The organism is Streptomyces orinoci (genome assembly GCF_003121295.1).
In the GTDB taxonomy this organism is placed as follows: domain Bacteria; phylum Actinomycetota; class Actinomycetes; order Streptomycetales; family Streptomycetaceae; genus Streptomyces; species Streptomyces orinoci.
This window is the reverse complement of record NZ_PHNC01000020.1, coordinates 39354-57348: the sequence shown is the minus strand read 5'-3', so window position 1 is coordinate 57348 and position 17995 is coordinate 39354. Positions and strand designations below refer to the sequence as shown.

The 17995-nt window shown below is 67.8% G+C and carries 15 protein-coding genes; 4 read left to right on the top strand and 11 right to left on the bottom strand.

Annotation, left to right across the window (positions count from 1 at the left end):
- Positions 1-53 precede the first annotated feature (53 nt).
- Entirely contained in the window at positions 54-248 is a 195-nt protein-coding gene (locus CV755_RS14050) for a ferredoxin (RefSeq protein ID WP_109280567.1), read from the top strand.
- Between the two features lie 28 nt (positions 249-276).
- Here CV755_RS14050 and CV755_RS14045 read toward each other — a convergent pair whose 3' ends face one another.
- The 7 genes from CV755_RS14045 to CV755_RS14015 form a co-directional block, all read right to left on the bottom strand.
- On the bottom strand, positions 277-672 hold the full coding sequence (locus tag CV755_RS14045; RefSeq protein ID WP_241561204.1) for an NAD(P)H-dependent oxidoreductase: 396 nt from the start codon (positions 670-672) through the stop codon (positions 277-279).
- Positions 673-950: 278 nt separating this feature from the next.
- Positions 951-3950 (bottom strand): alpha-mannosidase, encoded by a 3000-nt coding sequence (locus CV755_RS14040; RefSeq protein ID WP_109280566.1) that lies wholly within the window; start codon positions 3948-3950, stop codon positions 951-953.
- 35 nt (positions 3951-3985) lie between these two features.
- The gene (locus tag CV755_RS14035) at positions 3986-5968 is read right to left on the bottom strand and encodes an endo-beta-N-acetylglucosaminidase (RefSeq protein ID WP_109280565.1); all 1983 of its coding nucleotides are present in this window, start codon (positions 5966-5968) and stop codon (positions 3986-3988) included.
- Between the two features lie 76 nt (positions 5969-6044).
- On the bottom strand, positions 6045-7262 hold the full coding sequence (locus CV755_RS14030) for a glycoside hydrolase 5 family protein (RefSeq protein WP_422070548.1): 1218 nt from the start codon (positions 7260-7262) through the stop codon (positions 6045-6047).
- Between the two features lie 28 nt (positions 7263-7290).
- Positions 7291-8118, bottom strand: coding sequence for a carbohydrate ABC transporter permease (locus tag CV755_RS14025; RefSeq protein ID WP_109280564.1), 828 nt, complete (start codon positions 8116-8118; stop codon positions 7291-7293).
- Positions 8118-9002, bottom strand: a complete 885-nt coding sequence (locus CV755_RS14020) for a carbohydrate ABC transporter permease (RefSeq protein WP_241561203.1) — start codon at positions 9000-9002, stop codon at positions 8118-8120. The genes CV755_RS14025 and CV755_RS14020 overlap by 1 nt, the downstream gene beginning before the upstream one ends.
- A gap of 20 nt (positions 9003-9022) precedes the next feature.
- Complete coding sequence (locus CV755_RS14015; protein ID WP_109280562.1) at positions 9023-10318, bottom strand: ABC transporter substrate-binding protein; 1296 nt, start codon at positions 10316-10318, stop codon at positions 9023-9025.
- 150 nt (positions 10319-10468) lie between these two features.
- On the opposite strand from CV755_RS14015, the gene CV755_RS14010 reads away from it, so the two are divergent.
- Positions 10469-11515: a LacI family DNA-binding transcriptional regulator gene (locus tag CV755_RS14010; protein ID WP_109280561.1), complete on the top strand. Its 1047-nt coding sequence runs from the start codon at positions 10469-10471 to the stop codon at positions 11513-11515.
- Positions 11516-11605: 90 nt separating this feature from the next.
- On the opposite strand, the gene CV755_RS14005 is transcribed toward CV755_RS14010, so the two are convergent.
- The 3 genes from CV755_RS14005 to CV755_RS13995 all read right to left on the bottom strand — a co-directional run bounded on the left by CV755_RS14005 (position 11606) and on the right by CV755_RS13995 (position 14108).
- Positions 11606-12388 (bottom strand): bestrophin-like domain, encoded by a 783-nt coding sequence (locus CV755_RS14005; protein ID WP_109280560.1) that lies wholly within the window; start codon positions 12386-12388, stop codon positions 11606-11608.
- Between the two features lie 354 nt (positions 12389-12742).
- A complete protein-coding gene (locus CV755_RS14000) occupies positions 12743-13261 on the bottom strand; it encodes a ricin-type beta-trefoil lectin domain protein (protein WP_109280559.1) in 519 nt (172 codons plus the stop codon).
- Between the two features lie 475 nt (positions 13262-13736).
- Positions 13737-14108 (bottom strand): hypothetical protein, encoded by a 372-nt coding sequence (locus CV755_RS13995; RefSeq protein ID WP_109280558.1) that lies wholly within the window; start codon positions 14106-14108, stop codon positions 13737-13739.
- 183 nt (positions 14109-14291) lie between these two features.
- Here CV755_RS13995 and CV755_RS13990 point away from each other — a divergent pair, with 183 nt between their 5' ends.
- A complete protein-coding gene (locus CV755_RS13990; RefSeq protein ID WP_109280557.1) occupies positions 14292-14696 on the top strand; it encodes a DUF4265 domain-containing protein in 405 nt (134 codons plus the stop codon).
- Between the two features lie 899 nt (positions 14697-15595).
- Positions 15596-16522 carry a phosphotransferase enzyme family protein gene (locus CV755_RS13980; RefSeq protein WP_109280556.1) on the top strand — a complete coding sequence of 309 codons (927 nt, stop codon included), beginning with the start codon at positions 15596-15598 and terminating at the stop codon, positions 16520-16522.
- On the opposite strand, the gene CV755_RS13975 is transcribed toward CV755_RS13980, so the two are convergent.
- On the bottom strand, positions 16519-17775 hold the full coding sequence (locus CV755_RS13975; RefSeq protein WP_193553404.1) for an NsdA family TPR-like regulatory protein: 1257 nt from the start codon (positions 17773-17775) through the stop codon (positions 16519-16521). The two genes, CV755_RS13980 and CV755_RS13975, sit on opposite strands and share 4 nt — an antisense overlap.
- Between the last annotated feature and the right edge of the window lie 220 nt (positions 17776-17995).

Sequence of the window (17995 nt, the reverse complement as noted above, 5' to 3'; positions counted from 1 at the left end):
CCGGTGTTTTCGCCAACCCCGTCAACCCCGTCAACCGTGAGGAGCGTATGACAATGAAGGTCTCCCTCGACCAGGAACTGTGTGTGGGCGCCGGGCTGTGTGTCCTATCCGCCCCGGAGGTGTTCGACCAGGACGAGTCCAGCGGAGTGGTGACCCTCCTCCAGGAGAACCCGGACCCGGCCCTGGAGCCCGCCGTCGCCGAGGCAGCGGACCTCTGCCCGGCCCGGGCCATCCGGTACGGGTCCTGACGAGAACGCGTACTGCGGCAGTGTGCCGTCAGGCCACCAGCGCGGCGGCGTGCTCACGCGCCTGGCGCAGCCATGATGCGCGCATTGCGTCGGTCGAGCCGGTCACCGTACGGAAGACGACCCGGCGGACATCGGTGACACCCACATAGGGCAGCACGCATGCCGCCCAGATCCTTTGCAGCGGGTCGCCGAACTCGCTCTCCTCGCGGTCGGCCGGGGTGTCGGAGGTGTTCAGAACGAGCGCCCGGCCGGCCTTCAGCAGCCCTGCGGGCTCCCCGTCCGCGGTGCCCAGCTTGTATGCGATACCGGGCGCGAGCACCCGCTGCACCCAGCCCGTGAGGACGGCGGGCGGCATGCCCCACCAGTTGGGATGGACCAGCACCATGGCGTCAAGGGTGGCCACCTCGGACCGGTGCAGCTCCACTGTGCGTCAATCGGTGGCTGGTCCCCCGACTATGCCCTGCCGATCGCTGCCAACCGCATCCGGGTCCGTGCGATGGATCTACGGCCTGTCTGATGGCTCTTGGCCGACCGCTGGGGCCCCGTAAGGGGCGCGGGGCGCTGGACCGTGCGGCTCCGCCGCGTGGGCGCGACCAGCCACAGACGTCCCGCACGTGACAAGTGACCGACTCTATGGGGCCGCTCACCGCAGGAACCGCACCCGGCCGGCGATGGCCCGGCCCTTGAGCCGTCGGACACCGCCTACTCTCCGTCCCGCCGCCGCAGCCGCAGCGTCAGGATCTCGAACGGCCGTAGCGACACGGCGACTTCACCGCCGTCGGCTCCGGCCGGGGACAGGGGCCGCTCCAGCAGGTCGCAGACGCTTGCCGAGGTGGTGGGGAAGCCGGGGGTGAGTACGCCCCGGGCCCGTCCGCCCAGGGATTCATAGAGGCGGACCACCAGATCGCCGCTGCCGTCGTCGGCCAGTTTGACGGCGGAGATGACGATGGCGTCATTGTCGAGGCTCACCAGGGGTGCGACCGGGGCCCTCCCCGGGATCCGGCGCTCGGGAAGGGCGAGCCGGTAGCCCTCGCATACCGCGTCGCCGAGGTCGGCGCCCGGCACCAGGGCGTAACGGAAGTGGTGTACGCCCTGGTCGGTGCGGGGGTCGGGAAAGCGGGGGGCCCGCAGCAGGGAGAGTCGGACGGTCGTGGTGGTGCCGGTACGGCTGACGTCATAGCCATAGCTGGAGTCATTGACCAGGGCCACCCCCCAGCCGGGTTCCTGGAGGTGGACGAAGCGGTGGGCGCAGGCCTCGAACTTGGCCGCGTCCCAGCTGGTGTTGGTGTGGGTGGGGCGGTAGAGGTGGCCGAACTGGGTCTCGGCGGCGATGCGGTCGGTGTGCACATCCAGCGGGAAGGCGGCCTTGAGGAACTTCTCGGTCTCCTGCCAGTCCACCTCGGTGTGGATGTCCAGACGCCGGGACCCGGCGGGCAGGCTGATGCGCTGGGTCACCCGGGAGCCGCCGAAGGAGCGGGTGAGGTGGACGGCCCCGTCCACCAGCCGGAGCGAGTCCAGTCCGGTGAGGTCGGTGACCGTGTTGCGGTAGAAGGCGTCCACATCCCAGGCGTCCCACATATTGGGGAAGTCCTGGTGGAGCTGGAGCAGATTGGCGGCGCGGCCTGGGGCGACGGCCTCGCGGCCGGTCTCCTTGTCATAGGCGGAGACCACCAGCCCGCGCTCGTCGATCTCGGCCCGCAGCAGGCCGTTCTCCAGCAGATAGCCGCCGCCGGGGCGGGGTTCGGCTTTCGCCGGGGCGGGCTTGCAGGCGCCGGCCGGGGCGGCGCCATGGGCCGGGGTGCCGGCCCGGCGGTGCGGGGCGGAGTTGAAGACCAGCACCTGCTCTCCCGAACCGGCGAGGGCGGTGAGCGCCTCGGCCACCAGCGACTCCAGCTCGGCCGTGACCCGGGCATAGGTCTCGGCCGCCTCCCGGTGCACCCAGGCGATGGAGGTGCCGGGCAGGATGTCATGGAACTGGTGCAGCAGCACCGTCTTCCAGAGCCGGTCCAGCCGCTCATAGGGGTAGGGCGCCCCGGTGCGCACCGTGGCCGTGGCCGACCACAACTCGGCCTCGTACAGCAGGTGTTCGGCCCGTCGGTTGCCCTGTTTGGTGCGGGCCTGGCTGGTCAGGGTGGCGCGGTGCAGCTCCAGATACAGCTCGCCGACCCACACCGGGGCATTGCCGTACTCGGCCTGCGCCTTCTCGAAGAAGGCGGCCGGCTTCTCGAAGCACACCCGGGGCGAACCCTCCAGGTCCGCCAGCCGCCTGGCCCGGGCCAGCATCTCCCTGGTGGTGCCCCCGCCGCCGTCCCCCCACCCGGTGGGAGCCAGGGAATGGGTGGCCCCGCCCTTCTCCTGGAAGTTGCGCACCGCATGCGCCAACTCCGCGCCGGACAGCTGCGAGTTGTAGGTGTCGATCGGCGGGAAGTGGGTGAAGACCCGGGTGCCGTCCAGCCCCTCCCACCAGAAGGTGTGGTGCGGGAACTTGTTGCTCTGGCTCCAGGAGATCTTCTGGGTGAGGAACCACCGGGCGCCCGCCAGCTTCACCAGCTGGGGAAGTGCCGCCGAGTAGCCGAAGGAATCCGGCAGCCAGACCTCCTCGGTCTCGATCCCGAACTCCTCCAGAAAGAAGCGCTTGCCATGGACGAACTGGCGGGCCAGCGCCTCCGAGCCCGGCATATTGGTGTCGGACTCCACCCACATCCCGCCCACCGGAATGAACCGGCCCTCGGCCACCGCCTTTTTGACCCGGGCGTAGACCTCCGGGCGGTGCTCCTTGATCCAGGCGTACTGCTGGGCCTGGGACATGGCGTAGACGAACTCCGGCTCGTCCGCCAGCAGAGCCGTCATATTGGCCGTGGTACGGGCCACCTTGCGCACCGTCTCGCGCAGCGGCCACAGCCAGGCCGAGTCGATATGGGCATGCCCCACGGCGCTGAGGCGGTGCGCCGAGGCATGCGCGGGGGAGGCCAGGGCCGGGGCCAGCAGTTCCCGGGCGCGGGCCGCGGTACCGGGGACATGCTGGAGGTCGATGGCGTCCAGGGCCCGGTCGATGGAGCGCAGCAGCTCCCAGCGGCGCGGGGAGTCCAGCGGCAGTTCGGTCATCAACTGGCCCAGCACCTCCAGGTCTTGGACCAGTTCCCATACCGTACGGTCGAAAACCGCCAGGTCCATACGGGCCAGCCGGTAGCGGGGCTCGCTGTCGGCCGTCTCCCGGTCGCCCAGTTCGGTGGGCCGGAAGGGGTGGTAGTCCATGATCACCGGGTTGGCGGCGGCCTCGATATGCAGCAGCACCTGCTCGCCCCCGGCCGCCCGGTCGGCGATGCGCACCCACTGGTTGCGCGGGTTGAGCCCCTTCACCGGGGAGCCGTCCGGCCGGTAGACCAGGCCCTCGCACTGGAAGCCGGGCATATTCTCGTCGAAGCCCAGGTCGAGCAGCGCCTCGACGGTATGTCCCGCCCATTCCCCCGGCACCGTCCCGCGCACCGTGAACCAGCTGGTCCCCCAGGCCGGACCCCAGGCCGCGCCCACCTCGACCGGAGTGCGCGGCGCGGCCAGCCCCTCCGCCACCGGCACCGGCTCCCCGGGCGCCTGCCACACCGAGACGGCCAGCGGCACCGACTCGGGATACACCGCGGGGCGGATGCGCTCGTCCAGCACCCGCCTGAGACGGGCTTCCAGGATGCTGCGGTCGTTGTGCATCGGGATCGTCCTAACCGGGAGGGGCTCGGTGGTCGTTACCAGCGGTGGTCGAACACGGCAGGCGGGGAGGGGACATACAGCTCGTCCAGCGCCCGCACCTCAAGGCGGCTGACCGCCTCACCGGACGTACGGCGCAGCGCCGGAACGTAGTAGGCATGCCCGCAGGTGCCGCCGAGAAAGCGGAACCCACCCCCGGGGAGCGACTGGCGCAGCTCGTAGTGGCGCACGGGACCGGGGGCCGCGCCCCAGGCCAGGCGGAGAGCCACGGTGCCATCGGGGTTGCGGGCGCCGGCGGTGCGCCGTACGGGCCCCGGTGCGCCGGGCGCGCCAGAAGCGGTGTCGCATACCGCCAGCGCCCCCAGCCGCCAGCCCAATGTGCCGGTGGCCGAGGCGGTCAGCCGGATGCCCAGGGAGTCGATGGTGGTGGCGCCGCGCAGTTGGGGCTGGGGGTGGATGGTGCTGGTGGTCCAGTTGTGCCCATTGAGCCGTCCCAGGGGGAGAGAGACGGTCCTGCCACCCGCGCCGACCACCAGTTCGGCCAGCACGGCGGTGGAACCGGGGTCCGCGCGGTGGGTGAGAGCGATGACCGTCGCCGAGGACAGCGGCAGCCGGGTCGAGTAGAGGTCAATGGTGGTGGGGGCCGTCAGCCGCCCGCTGACCAGCAGACTGCTGCCACCGTGCCAGGCCGCGCCGAAGTCGAAGCCCACATCCGGGCGTTGGCCCACGGTGTGAACGGACCAGCGGCGGGCGGGCAGCCGGTCCTGCAGCCCCAGCTGGTTCCAGGGGGCGTCCGACACCCGGCCGCCGTCCTCGTACCAGGCCAGTCCATGGCCGGTATTGAAGGTGGTGGCGAAGGGGAGTGAGGTGATGGTGGAACGGTCGGCGACGATGGCGGCGGGTGCGCGCCAGGAGGCGAGCGCGGAATCACCGGCCCAGAAACGGTCGTCCCGGCGATGAAAGGCGGCGGGGGAGCGGTCGGCGCCGGAGAGACTCTTCCAGGTCCACTCGGGGCGGTAGAAGCCGATGGAGGTGGTGTGACGGGAAGTGCCGGGTGGGGCGATGGCATCCCAGTCCACGGGCGTGTCCCAGCCCCGTGCCTCGACATCGACCCCGGCCCAGAGCTCATAACGCCCGCGCCCCAGGCTCTCCGCGAGCCGGGCCGAAGAATCCAGCCCGGAACGGGTCCAGCCGAAGTTGAGGAAGATGGTGTCGGCGGCCCGGAAGAACGGGGCGTTGTTGTCATTGAGCTCGTTCTGCCAGGCGACCTCGCCCGAGATGGCCATGGCGTCGTACCAGGTGATGCGCAGCCCCTGCCCCTGCCGGCGCAGATACGCGGTGAAGTCCCGCATGGCAGCGCCCAGTTCATGGTCGCCCCCATCGGTCTCCGCGTTGAGGAACCAGCCGTCGAAGCCATGCGTACGGGCGACCAGGACCAGCTGGTCCGCCAGCGGGAAGCGGCCGTCCGGATCCCGCCGCACCAACTCCCTTGTCCAGGCCAGCTGTCCGCCATAGGCGGTGGGCGGCAGAAAGACGGTCCCGAGGACGGGGACGCCATTGCGATGGGCGGCGTCGATGACCGGGGCATTGGGCGCCAGAATCAGTCCCTCACCGGAGGACCCACCCCAGAAGACCAGTTCATCCAGATAGGCCCAGTTGGTGAGCGCATAGTAGTCGGCGCTGCCCGACCCCAGTGAAGGGTTCCCGGAGGTGGGAGCGAAGGAGACCAGCGCGGAAATCCGCGCCTGCCCGGGGTGCGCGGTGGAATTGCCGGGCGGGGGAGTGAAGCGGGGAGCGAGCGGGGTGGCCGAGCGGTTGAACGGCAGCTCGGCATCCTCCTCCGGCCGCCACTGGGCGAGGCTGCGCCACCGCACGCCGGGGGCGGGGGTGCCGCTGGGCAGCGAGTCGGGGAACCAGTAGGAGGCGTACGGCTGGAGGCCGTTGCCCTCGGCCCGCGCCGTGACGTCCGGCAACACAGCAGCAAGAGCAACAGCTTTGAGCACGGCTCTCCGAGCAGGCATAAGGGCTCCCAATCCGGGTGGGGGCGCCCCCTCAGGGGCGCGGGGAACTGCGCGACCAGCCACACACAACCCGCACTCACAACGCAACCGAACCCACCACCTCCCCAATCCCCCGCCCCGCCAAATACCCCGCATCACCGGCCAGGTGAGCCAACACCACCCCCACCCGTAAACCGCCGGAGGCAACCCGCATCCAGGACTCGAAGAACGCACCGCCCGGCGCGCACACCCCCCGCCCCGGCGCCGTCTCCGCATCCCCCGCATCCAGCACCAAGGCCGTACGCGGCGGCGTCACAGCCCCCGGACCCCGCTCGCGGATAAAGCGGGCCAGCGCCTCTCCCACCGGCTTGACCTCCCGCGCATTGGTCAACAACCCCAGTCCGTACTCAAGTTCCGGGAAATCGGCCAACGCCCGGTCCACATCATGCGAGCACCACCAGGTGATGCCCCACAGCCCCGCGCAGTCCGCCACAGCCGCCAGCGTGGCCCATGCGAAGTCCGCCGCCTGCTCCGGCGGAATATACGGAGCCGGCGCGCCGACCTCCTGGAGCCAGACCGGACGGGCGGGGTCGTCCGCCCATGCCTTGGCGAGCTCGACCACGTACGCCGCATGCAGTTCCGTCGCTGCGCCCTGTGGCCCGTACCGCTGTGCCGTGCCGTTGAACACCCAGGAGTGCACCGTGGTCATGGCGCCGATCCGCGCCGAGTGCGCCGGTGTGAAGGGGTGCCGCCCGTCGTACCAGGCCGCGTCATAGGAGGCGTGCACATGGGGCAGCCCCGGCGCTCCCCGGTCGCAGGCGGCCAGCATCCGCCGCAGCCAGTGTTCCGCCTGACCGGTGGTGACGCGGTCGGGATCGGGATGCGGATCACCGGAGAACTGGTTGACCTCATTGCCGACGCACAGCCCGAGGAAGTTGTGGCGCCCGGCCAACGCCCCGGCCAGCGCGCCCAGATAGCGCTCCTGGGCGTCGATCACCTCCGGATCGCTGAACAGATTGCGGCGGTGCCAGGTGGTCATCCACGAGGGGAGGAAGTCAAAGCTGGAGAGGTGGCCCTGGAGCCCGTCCACGGCGACGTCCAGCCCGTGTTCGGCGGCCGCGTCCACCAGCATTCCGAGCTGCTCCAGCGCCTTTGGGCGGATCAGGGTGCGGTTGGGCTGGAACAGCGGCCACAGCGGGAAGACACGGATGTGGTCCAGCCCCAGCCCGGCGATGGAATCCAGATCGGCGCGGATGTCGTCCGGATCGAAGTCCAGCCAGTGGTGGAACCAGCCTCTGGACGGCGTGTAGTTCACTCCAAAACGCACAATGACGGGAATCCCTTCAGCTTTTGACGGCGCCCTCGCCGACTCCACGGAAGAAGTACCGCTGCAAACAGGCGAACAGCACCACCAGCGGGGCCACCGCGATCACCGTTCCGGCGGCCACCAGCCGGGGATTCTGCTGGAAGGTGCCATGCAGGAAGTTCAGGCCGACGGTCAGGGTGAAGTGGTCGGAGTCGGAGAGGACGATCAGCGGCCAGAGGAAGTCGTCCCAGGCGCCCATAAAGGCGAAGATGGCCACCACCGCCAGTGTGCCGCGCACCGAGGGAAGCGCGATGCGCGCAAACCGCTGCCAGGCATTGGCTCCGTCGATCACCGCCGCCTCCTCCACCTCCATGGGAAGGGCGGCAAAGGCATTGCGCATCAGCAGGACATTGAGCGAGCCAACCGCCCCCGGCAACACCACTGCCGTAAGGGTGTTGTTGATCCCCAGCTCGCGCATCATGGTGAACTGCGCGATGACAATGGACTCCAGCGGTACCAGCAGCGCCAGCAGAAAGGCCAGCATGGCCACCCGGCGTCCCCGGAAGCGCAGTCTGGCCAGCGCGTACCCGGCCATGGAGGCACCGGCCAGATTGGTCACCACACTGGCCAGCGCCACCTTCAGCGAGTTCAGCGCGTAATGCCACACCGGGATGATGTCCGCCACCGCGGTGTAGTTGTGCAGGGTGGGATGGCGGGGCAGCAGCCGCGGCGGCGAGGTGTAGATGTCCTCGGTGGTGCCCTTGAAGGACGTGGACAGCTGCCAGAGGAACGGTCCAATGGTCAGGGCCAGTACGGCCAGCAGAAGCAGATAGCGCAGCGCCTTGCGCATCACCCGCATCACCATCAGCGGTCTTCCTCACGGTTGGCGCGCAGCACCAGCAGCATCAGCAGCAGGGCGATGACAAAGACGACCAGGGAGAGGGCGGAGGCATAGCCGGTGCGGCCGCCGAGGCCGGTGCCGGTGCGCTGCACCAGCATCACCAGGGTGGTGTCCCGTCCCGCCGGGCCGCCGTTGGGGCCGGCCAGCAGATACACCTCGGAGAAGACCTTGAAGGCGGACACCGAGGACAGCGCGGCCACCAGCACCATGGTGGGCCGCAGCGCGGGCAGGGTGACACTGAGGAACCGGCGCAGCGCCCCGGCCCCGTCCATGGCGGCGGCCTCGTGCAGCTCATGGGGGACATTGGCCAGGGCGGCCAGATAGACGACCATGTAGTAGCCGAGGCCCTTCCACACGGTCAGGGCCATGGCGCTCAGCAGCAACAGCCAGGCGTCGCCCAGGAAATCCACCCGGCCGCCGCCCAGCAGCCGCAGGATGCCGTTGACCAGCCCCCGGTCGTCCAGCATCCACTCCCAGATCAGGGCGACCACCACCATGGAGGCCACCACCGGGAGGTAGAAGGCGGAGCGGAAGAAGCCGATGCCCGGCAGCCTGCCCTGCACCAGCAGGGCCAGCAGCAGCGGCAGCAGCACCGTGAACGGCACCACCAGCACCACATAGAGCGTGCTGTTGCCCAGGGCGGTCCAGAACTCCTCGTCCTGCCAGATGTCCTGGAAGTTGCGCAGCCCTACCCAGTGGCCCGGGCTCAGGGTACGGGCGTCGGTGAACGCCCGGCCCACGGTGGTGACAAAGGGATAGAGGCTGAAGGCGCCGATGACACCCAGTCCGGGGAGCAGAAACAGCCAGGGTGTGATGGCCCGGTGAGTGCGTATACGGGCTGCCGGCATCATCCTCCCCCTCACCCTCATCAGCCCCGCTTCAGCAGCTTGTTGCTGCGCTCCACCGCGTCGTCCAGCGCCTGTCGCGGCGACTTCTCGCCCTGGAGCGCCTTGGCGATCTCATTGCGCAGAATCGTCTTCATCTCGTCGCTCATCACCACCGGGGTGTAATTGACCGCCCCCTTGAGCATCCTGGCCGAGGCCACCCTCACCCGGCCCTCGTCGGTGCCGTCGTCCTTGGTCCAGTACGGGTCCTCCAGCGAGCCCTTGGTGCTGGGGAAGACCGCCACCCGGTGGGCGAACGCCTCCTGGTTCCCGCGGTCGGTGATGAAGTGCGCGAAGGCCACGGCGGCGGCCTTGTGCCCGCTGTGGGCGTTCACGGCCAGGCCCATCACATACATATTGGGTTTGCCATTGTTGTTGGGCGCGTCGGTGATTCCCAGGTTCCGGTACAACGAGGGCGCGTTCTTACGGAAGTTGGCCAGGTCATGGGCGCTGCCCGGATTCATCGCGACCTTCTGCTCCAGAAACCTCTGCCCCACCTTGTCCGGGGTATTGGTGAGCGCCTGTGGATCCAGCCCCCCGCTCCGGTACAACTCCTGGTATCTGGCGACCAGTTCAACGCCCTTGGCTTCGTTGTAGGTGAACGCGGTGGCATCGGCGTTCATCAGCGGAACCCCATAGCGGCCGAAGTCCTCGATGGAGGGAATGCCGCCGAGGGTGGCCACCTTGCCGCCGGAGCGCCGGGCCATGGTGTCGGCCATGGTGAACAGTTCCGCGTAACTGCGGGGCGGCCGCTGCGGATCCAGTCCCGACTCCTTGAAGAGCCGCTTGTTGTAGAAGAGCGGTCCGGTGTTGAGATACCAGGGGAAGGCATAGCAGCCACGCAGCCCCGGCAGCGTATTGCCCTGCCAGGACTCGGCGGTGTATTCACCCTTGAAGCGGGCGGCCGCCGGCTCCTGGTCCAGATTCATCAGCAACCCCGCCTTGGCCAGGGGATAGGCCAGATCGGGGGAGACATTGACGACATCGGGGAGGGTGCCGGCCGCCGCGTCGGCGCTGAGTTTGTCGGCGTAGTTGTCGGCCGGCTGGTCCAGCCATTTGACCTTCACCTCCGGGTTCCGTTGCCGGAAATCCCGGATCAGCCCCTCGAAGAACTCCTTGAAGTTTGCGCGCAGGTTCCAGGTCTGGAAGCTGATCCCGCCCGTGGCCCTGCCCTCCGCGGAACCGCCCCCGTCATCACCGCCACCGGAACCGCAGGCCGCCGTGAGGGTGAGGGCAAGCAATATGGCCGGTAACAGGGTTGCTCTTCTGGGCAGGGGCATGGCCGGGCGAGCTCCTCTGGTCGGGCCCTGCATCGGGCCAGGAGTGGCGGTCCAAAAGGTGCACCCGGCAAGGGAGCCACGTCAACACTTCCGGCAACGACTAATGCGCTTTAGTGTGTTGGGAACCGAAGCGCTATAGGAGAACCGCCCATGCGCCGCCTGCCGGCCCGCCGTCCGACGATCAAGGACATCGCCCGTCAGGCGGGCGTTTCGGAGAGCGCGGTCTCCTTCGCGCTCAATGACCGCCCCGGCGTCTCCCCGGCCACCCGCGAACGCGTGCGCCGGGTCGCCGAGCGACTGGGCTGGCAGCCCAGCGCGGCGGCCCGCGCCCTGTCCGGCGAGGGCTCCGCCACGGTGGGCCTGGTACTGGCCCGCCCCGCGCGCACCCTGGGTGTGGAGTCCTTCTTCCTCCAACTGGTCTCCGGAGTACAGGAAGCACTGGCCGTACGCCGGCTGGGCCTGCTCTTCCAGGTGGTGGAGGACCTGGACGCCGAATGCGCGGTCCACCGCCGCTGGTGGGCCGAGCACCGGGTGGACGGCCTGCTGGTGGTCGATCCCCGCGACCAGGACCCCCGCCCCGCCCTGCTGGCCGAACTGGCCCTGCCCGCGGTGCTGATCGGCGCCCCGGGTGACCCCGGGGACCTGAGCGGAGCCGTCTCCAACCTCTGGGCCGACGACACCGGTGCGATGGCCGCCATCATCGGCCATCTGCACGCCCTCGGCCACCGCCGGATCGTCCATATTGCCGGCCTGACCGGTCTCGCTCACACCCGGCGGCGCATCGACTCCTTGCGCTCGGAAGCCCAACGCCGGGGCCTGGAGGAGACGTTGTCCGTCCCCACCGACTACTCCGACGCCCAGGGGGCGGAGGCCACCCGCCGGGTCCTGGCCATGCCGCGCCCGCCCACCGCGATCGTCTACGACAATGACGTCATGGCGGTGGCCGGTCTGGCCGTCGCCGCCCAGCGCGGACTGTCCGTACCCGGCGATCTGTCCATCGTCGCCTGGGACGACTCCATCCTCTGCCGCAACACCCATCCCACGCTTACCGCGTTGGTCCGTGATGCCTCCGCTTTCGGCCGGTGCGCGGCGGAGGAGCTCATCGCCCTGCTGGACGGGGGGCCGCCCCGCCAGGTGCGCCGGCCCACGCCACGCCTGACGGCCCGCGATTCGACTGCCGCGCCGCCGGTTCACTGATCCGGGGTGGCGCACTCGTCCTCGACCGCACCGGAGCCCTGCCTGAGGGCGTGCGCCCGGCTTCACCGGAGCAGGCCAGGCGGCGGTTCGTCACCAGAACTGGGCCAATATCCCTTGTTTGAAGGCCTCGGGGGAAACACTGACGTCTCCGGAGAAGGGATGGTCCAGGGTGAGGACGAGCAGCACACTCATCCCGACGAGGGCCGCGATCGAGCAGACGAACAGGAGCTGGATCCTGATGCTTTCGATTCCATAGAGGAATGTGAGTGGAATGAGGACGAGCGCGCCCCCGTAGACCAACGCGGTGAGCAGGAGCGGTAGTTCCTTCTGGCTGGCAGTGAGCCGGTTCCGGCGGGCCGCGGCGACCCCGCCGATATTGGTGATCGCCTGGTTGTAGTAGGCCTTCTGCGCTTCGGTGGTGGGCTCGTAGCCCTGGAAGGCGGCGTAGAGGGCCGTCAGTTGTGGATTGGTGAGATCGGCGTCGGGGGCGGCGCGCCGCATGAGCGGCCACTGCCGCTCGACGACGGCATGGACGTATTCCCCTATGGCGGTCGAGATCTTCTGCCGTTGCGCCGCGGGGAAGGCGCCGGCGTCAAGGAGGACTTCAGCCGTCTGGGATGCCTCGGCGGCCACATTGACTTCGGCGCTTCCCAGGGCCTCCCAGTCGGCGACGACCACAAAGGCGAGGATGATGCCGTAGATCGCCGCGTATACGCCGAGGACATCACCAATGGTCTTGTTGTGTTGGCCTTGGATGGTGTCCGGGAACCTCCAGCGCACCAGCAGACTCCCGGCCGCCGCCAAGCACACCGCACCGCCGACGAACAGGAAAGCCAGAACGACCGTACCCAAGCTATTGATCAGTCCGACCACCGCGTCGCCCCCTTGTGAACACAAGTCGGCCCATGCCCGCTCAAGCCCGTGACCAGGTGATCGGGCCGAGGCACTCTCATGCTTGTCCGACTCGCGGTCCCGTATGCCTGAAGCGTGCGAAGTGCACAACTCCTCCGCACTCACGCACGATGCCTGGCCAACTGGCCATCTGTAGGCCCAGTGAGGTGCGGTGTCGGGCGGTGCGCCGGACCATCTCAGGCACGATCCGTCGTTCGCGCAGGCGGTCTGAAGACGGGGCGGCGCGGCCCATCCGGCCCCGCCCCTGTTTCGGATTTGGCCACGCCCCGGGACGGTCGCGCGGTCACCGGGGATCGGTGCTGTGCTGCCGAGCCATCAGGCGTTGGGGAGACCCGAGTACTGGTAATCGTTCCTGGTGTTGCAGCCGTTCTGCTTGTACAGCAGGCTGCTGGGTTGCCCGGAATCCAGGCAGGCGTGGATGGCGTAGGTGTAGAACTGGTAGTTGAAGTTTTTGTAGTTGTTGCCGGTCAGCGCCCAGACCTGGCTGCGGACCTGTCCCCGATCACACTTTTCGATCGAGGCTTTGCCGCCGTCGACGGTCAGGCACTTACTGCTGGCCAGGTTGTAGACCCGCACGTTGTGGATGCCGTTGGTGTCGCCGTTGTAGGAGGCGATCTCCCATTTCTGCCAAGGGCTGTTACGACAGTCGTCCAGATACAAGCGGTTTTCTTCTCCGTGCTCTGTGAGGCACTGCTTGCCGTGCTTGGCCTGGATATGGACAGACGGGAGGAAGATGTCGGCGTGAGCCGGGCCGGCCATCAGAGCACTTGTGATGGCGGCAGTGGCGGTGACGATCGCGGCGGAGTGGAGTTTACGGCTGGACAGGAGCTTCATCTACGCCTCCAAGGCGTCGAGGTGAGCCTCGCCTGGGCGATCACCAGGACAGCGGGACAGAGCCGGATTCGACGTCGCCGGAGATTTGACCGGAACCCATCAGGCAGGCGCGGGCGAACACGTTGGTGATGCCTCTGCCGCCGGGGATGGGGACGAACTTCGACCACTCGTAGGCCGATCCGCCGCCGATGGGGTAGACGGCCGGACCGATTCTGGCCGACGCCCCACTGGATTCTGCCGTACTGGTACTGGGCGCCGAGTTTGGCGATGAGGTGCACATCGGTGCTGCCGCAAGCTCAGCGCTACATCCTGTACCTCGCCTACTCACACACCGTAGAAGCCCGCGAGTTCGCGGAACTGAAGGGTCTTCGGCGTCAACCCGGGGGCGGATTAGCCGGATTGGCCTGATTCTGAGGGATCAAGTAGTTGGCGTACGCCACCGGCGCAGCAGTGATGACGAGTGCGTCCGGCGCGGTCAGGTGCGGACAAAGCCAGCTGGATCGGCTAGGTAGCGGTCGAGGTCAGGGTCTTCGTGGAGTGGGTAGAACTCGTCGTAAATCTGCCATGCCGGACCGAGCTCGGTGCGGAGGCGGTCGAGCGCTTGGTGTACCGCCTCGTTGAAGTCTTGGCACTCCGCTTCACGCCACGGTCCCGGGTGCGGGGGGTAATCCCAGTTCAACGACGTATCGTAACGAGCAATCAGCCTGGCCAGGTTGTCGCGGAGGCCGTGACTGATCGGTAGTCTGTCCAACTCGATCGGGTACCCCCACACCTCCTTGGTCTCGGGTGTGGCCGCCCAGAGAACTATGCCTGACCCTGCGTCGAAGAAGAACCTGGCGGTGAGCATGGTGTCGGCCTCTCGATATGTGTATCGGTTCAAGCAGCCCTCACGGTACTCAACGAGGCCGGCGCAGCAGCCCCCCAGTCTCCGGTTGCGGCTTACGCCTCGCCTTCACCCTGATCGCACAGCAGGTACGCCATCACCATCATCACGCACGGGGCCCCAATCGGTCGGGGCCCGTCCAACTACATGATCCGCGCTGATCTGTCCAAGCGGACGGCTGACTGGCGCGAGCAGTTGTGGACCCGCCGGATTGCCGACGACAGATTCGAGGTCACCTGTCTGCCCTTCTTCACCTATGGCATCTGTTACCGCGATGTGGTGACCATCGACGGCAACCATATGGTGTCCGCCGTGGTGGAGAAGTCCGGCCACCGCACCCTGCGCGTCGCGCTCGCCGCCGAGCACCGAGACGGGGAGCGGCTGCACGATCTCCTGCACGGCAAAGTCACCGAAGTCGGACTGCCTCACGAATGGCTTCACGGCACCTACCTCGCAGTCGATCTCGCCCCAGGGGCCGACGCGGCAGGACTCGTCGCGGTGCTGGAATCCCCCAGCCAGAAAGGTGCCCTCCATTGGGAGATCGACGTCTGAGCGCGCTCGGCGAGAAGCAGGGCAAGGGGCCCGGCCGGCAGGAGGAAGCGCCCTTCCGTGGCAGCGGTGATGGCGTCGGTCATGGGCCACCAGGTCAGTGCGCAGTCCCGTTCAGCAGGCGGAGAGGTGCTGTGTTGCCCATGGGTCAGTTGCCGGGCCTCGTACAGATGCACTCGGGCCGTGGATTCCAGATGGTCTGGGGGGCGCCCGAACTGGACGTACTGGCAATGAGTGGCCCGAGTCCTGCGACGCCGATCCGGCACAGCTGCGAACGATCGCCGGCGATGGCGCGGTGATGGTTGATGTCCGTAACACCCTTGACGCCGATCGCTGGCGGACGGCCGGCTGGACGATCCGCCAGCTCGGGCGCCCCACCAAGCCCCCATTTCGGGGCGCCCGGTCGGAACGAGGAGATTCCGTGGGCTTGCAGGAACCCAAGGGCACCGCTGCCCTGATCACCAACTGCCAGGGGGAGTACTCCTGCACCTCCGCGACAATATCCCGGGCATCTGCGATCCGGGCACCCGCTCCCTGGGCGGCAAGCGTGACAGCAACAACGAACTCCCGGAGGACGCCATCGCCCGTGAACTCGGAGAAGAAGCGGGGCTCGTCCTCCCGGGCTAAAACGGTACGCCGTAGTCGATGCCCACGGCCCCAACGGTGAGCCAGGCAAGATCGCTGTTTTCCGCGGCTACTGGGATGCGATGCGCGCCGATTGCCGCTTACCGAGGGAATCATGATCTCCTGGTTCTCCTACGCCGTGATTTCCCGCCGCGACAGCGGTGATTGCGCCGGCCGGGCGGCCACCAGGCCGACTTGAAGTCCTTTTCTCGGTTGTGAGTTGTCGGGGCCTCTGCATGGCCTGACGTCGTCGTGGTGCGGGCGGTAGCGTCGATTGCATGATCCCGGGCGGCGGCGAGACTCAGGGTGGTGTGTCGGACTTCACGGCGGAATGTGCGAGGGTTGCGCTCAAAGAGGCCTGTGGGGCTGTGGGGTTGACGGCGTCCGGCGCTGAGCTGGTACGGCTGGGGTCCAATGCGGTGTTCAGGCTGACGGCGGAGCCGGTGGTCGTACGGGTTGCACGGGATCCGGAGGCTCTGAGCGAGATGCGGCGGGCGGTCCGGGTCGCGCGGTGGCTGGAGGCGGAGGAGTTCCCGGCTACCCGCTTGGTGCCGGGAATGCGGCAGCCGTTGACGGCGGTTGGCCGGGTCGTCACCTTCTGGCAGAGCGAGCAGGATCGTGAGGAGTACGCGACGGTGGCGGAGCTGGCGGATCTGCTGCGCCGACTCCACGGGTTGGAGGAACCGGAGTCACTGGGGCTCCCGTACTTCGATCCTTTCGCGAAGGTCTGGGCATCTATGCGCGATCTGGATGGAGTGGCGCCGGAGGACCGGGCGTTTCTGGAGCGGCGGGCGGCCAAGCTCAACAAGGACTACGACAAGCTGGATTTTGAGCTCCCTTTCGGCGTCATTCATGGTGACGCGAATGTAGGGAATGTGTTGCGGGGGAGGGACGGCCAGGCCGTGCTCATCGACCTCGATGGGTTCGCTCTTGCGCCTCGCGAATGGGATCTCATACTCACTGCCGTCTATTACGACCGGTTTGCCTGGCACAGTCCAAGGGAGTATGAGGGATTCGTCCGTTGCTACGGCTTCGACATCATGAACTGGCCCGGGTATGAAGTCCTGGCAGACATCCGTGAGTTGATGATGGTGGCCTGGATGGGGAAACAGGTCTCGACGAGCGAGAAGTCGGACGAGGAGTTCACCCGGCGCATGGACTCATTGAGGACGGGGGGAAGCCGGAGGAGCTGGCGACCGTTCTAGAGTCGCCGGCCGGCTCCGGATTCGGAGGCGACCCACAAGTGGTGGTCGGCTGCCTGATCGCAGAAGTCACGGACGCTGGTCGTTTCGCCGTAAACGGTGATATGTCTGCGGAACTCGCTGAGGTAGGCGACACAGCGCGCCGACTTGAGCTGTTCCCCGAGATCCAGGGCGTCGAGGGCCACTCGGCAGGCATCTTCGGGCTCCCCCGCACATAGGTGCGCGTCGGCCAGCACCATGGTCGCGAAGAAGTCGCTGCGTACATGCTTTCCGGTCATCGCCTGCTCGGCATGGGTTGCGCACTGGCGCGCATGGTTCACATCGCGGAAGCAGTGGGCGGCCTCGGCGGCCAACTCGGATTCGTCAAAGTAAGTGATCCACTCCGGCTCGTCCCCATGGTTCCGGCTCTCCAAAGCCTTGGTGGCCTCTGCGAGGGCCAACTCGCATGCACGATTGTCGCCGGTTCGAGCCAGAGCGCGAGCCTCCATGGCATGGAACTGGGCCATGAGCGTGGGCGTTGTCACACCGGAGATTCCCATCCGGGCCGCGCGGGCCAGGGTTACCGCCTCGGTGAAGTACCCGAGAAACGTGGCCTGATGGCTCATGGCGGACAGGATGCTCCCCGCCAGCCGGCGGTCGTTGCCGTCCTGGGCCAAGCGCAGTGCCTGGAGGAAGTAGCGCTGAGCCAAACCGTGATGACAGGCGTCGTAGCACATCCAGCCCGCGAGGAGCGTGGATTCCGCGACCGTGGCGAACAAAGCACGTCCCACGGACTCCGTATACCGGCCCTTGAGCAGTGGAGCGACATCCCGGCTGAGGTACTGCACCAGCGACTGCCGAGCATGGTTGCCACCGAACCGGTCATCCAGTTGGGCAAAGACGTCAGTCGTCGCTTTGACCGTCGCCACGTCAGCGAGCCCTACTCGGGGGCTGCTGCTCATGGCAACCGGTGGGGGGCAGGGGTGCGAGGCCACTAGCCAATACAGAGAGGCCTCGTGCCAGGCTGGTGCCGACGCCTCCGACGTGACCAGTGGCTCGAAGCCACGCAGGTCCGCGCTCCAGAGCTGGTCAACGGTGCTGATAGCGGCCTCAGGACTCGGAGAGTAGCGCGCTCCCAAGAACTCGGCATCGTCTCCTGCCAAATGGCACAGTCCAAGTTCGGCAGTGGTGACTCCGAGAGCTTCACAGACGACCGTCCCGTAGAACTCGTCGGGCACGCTGTGCCCGTTCTCCCAACTGGCGACCCTGCGCTTCACTCCTTCGTCGGATACCAGAGACTTACCGTGACGCGCGGCGGCGGCGCGCATTTCGGTAATCAGGCGCAACTGACTCCAGCCGCGGCGCTTACGAGCTTCCCTCAGACGCATGCCGAAGGGCTTCGCGGAATCTGTTATGGCCGCCTCCCCTGACGGGGACTGGCAGTTGTAACCGTCACCTCACCCAAGGTACGCATCTCGGTTCCGCTGCATATGCGGT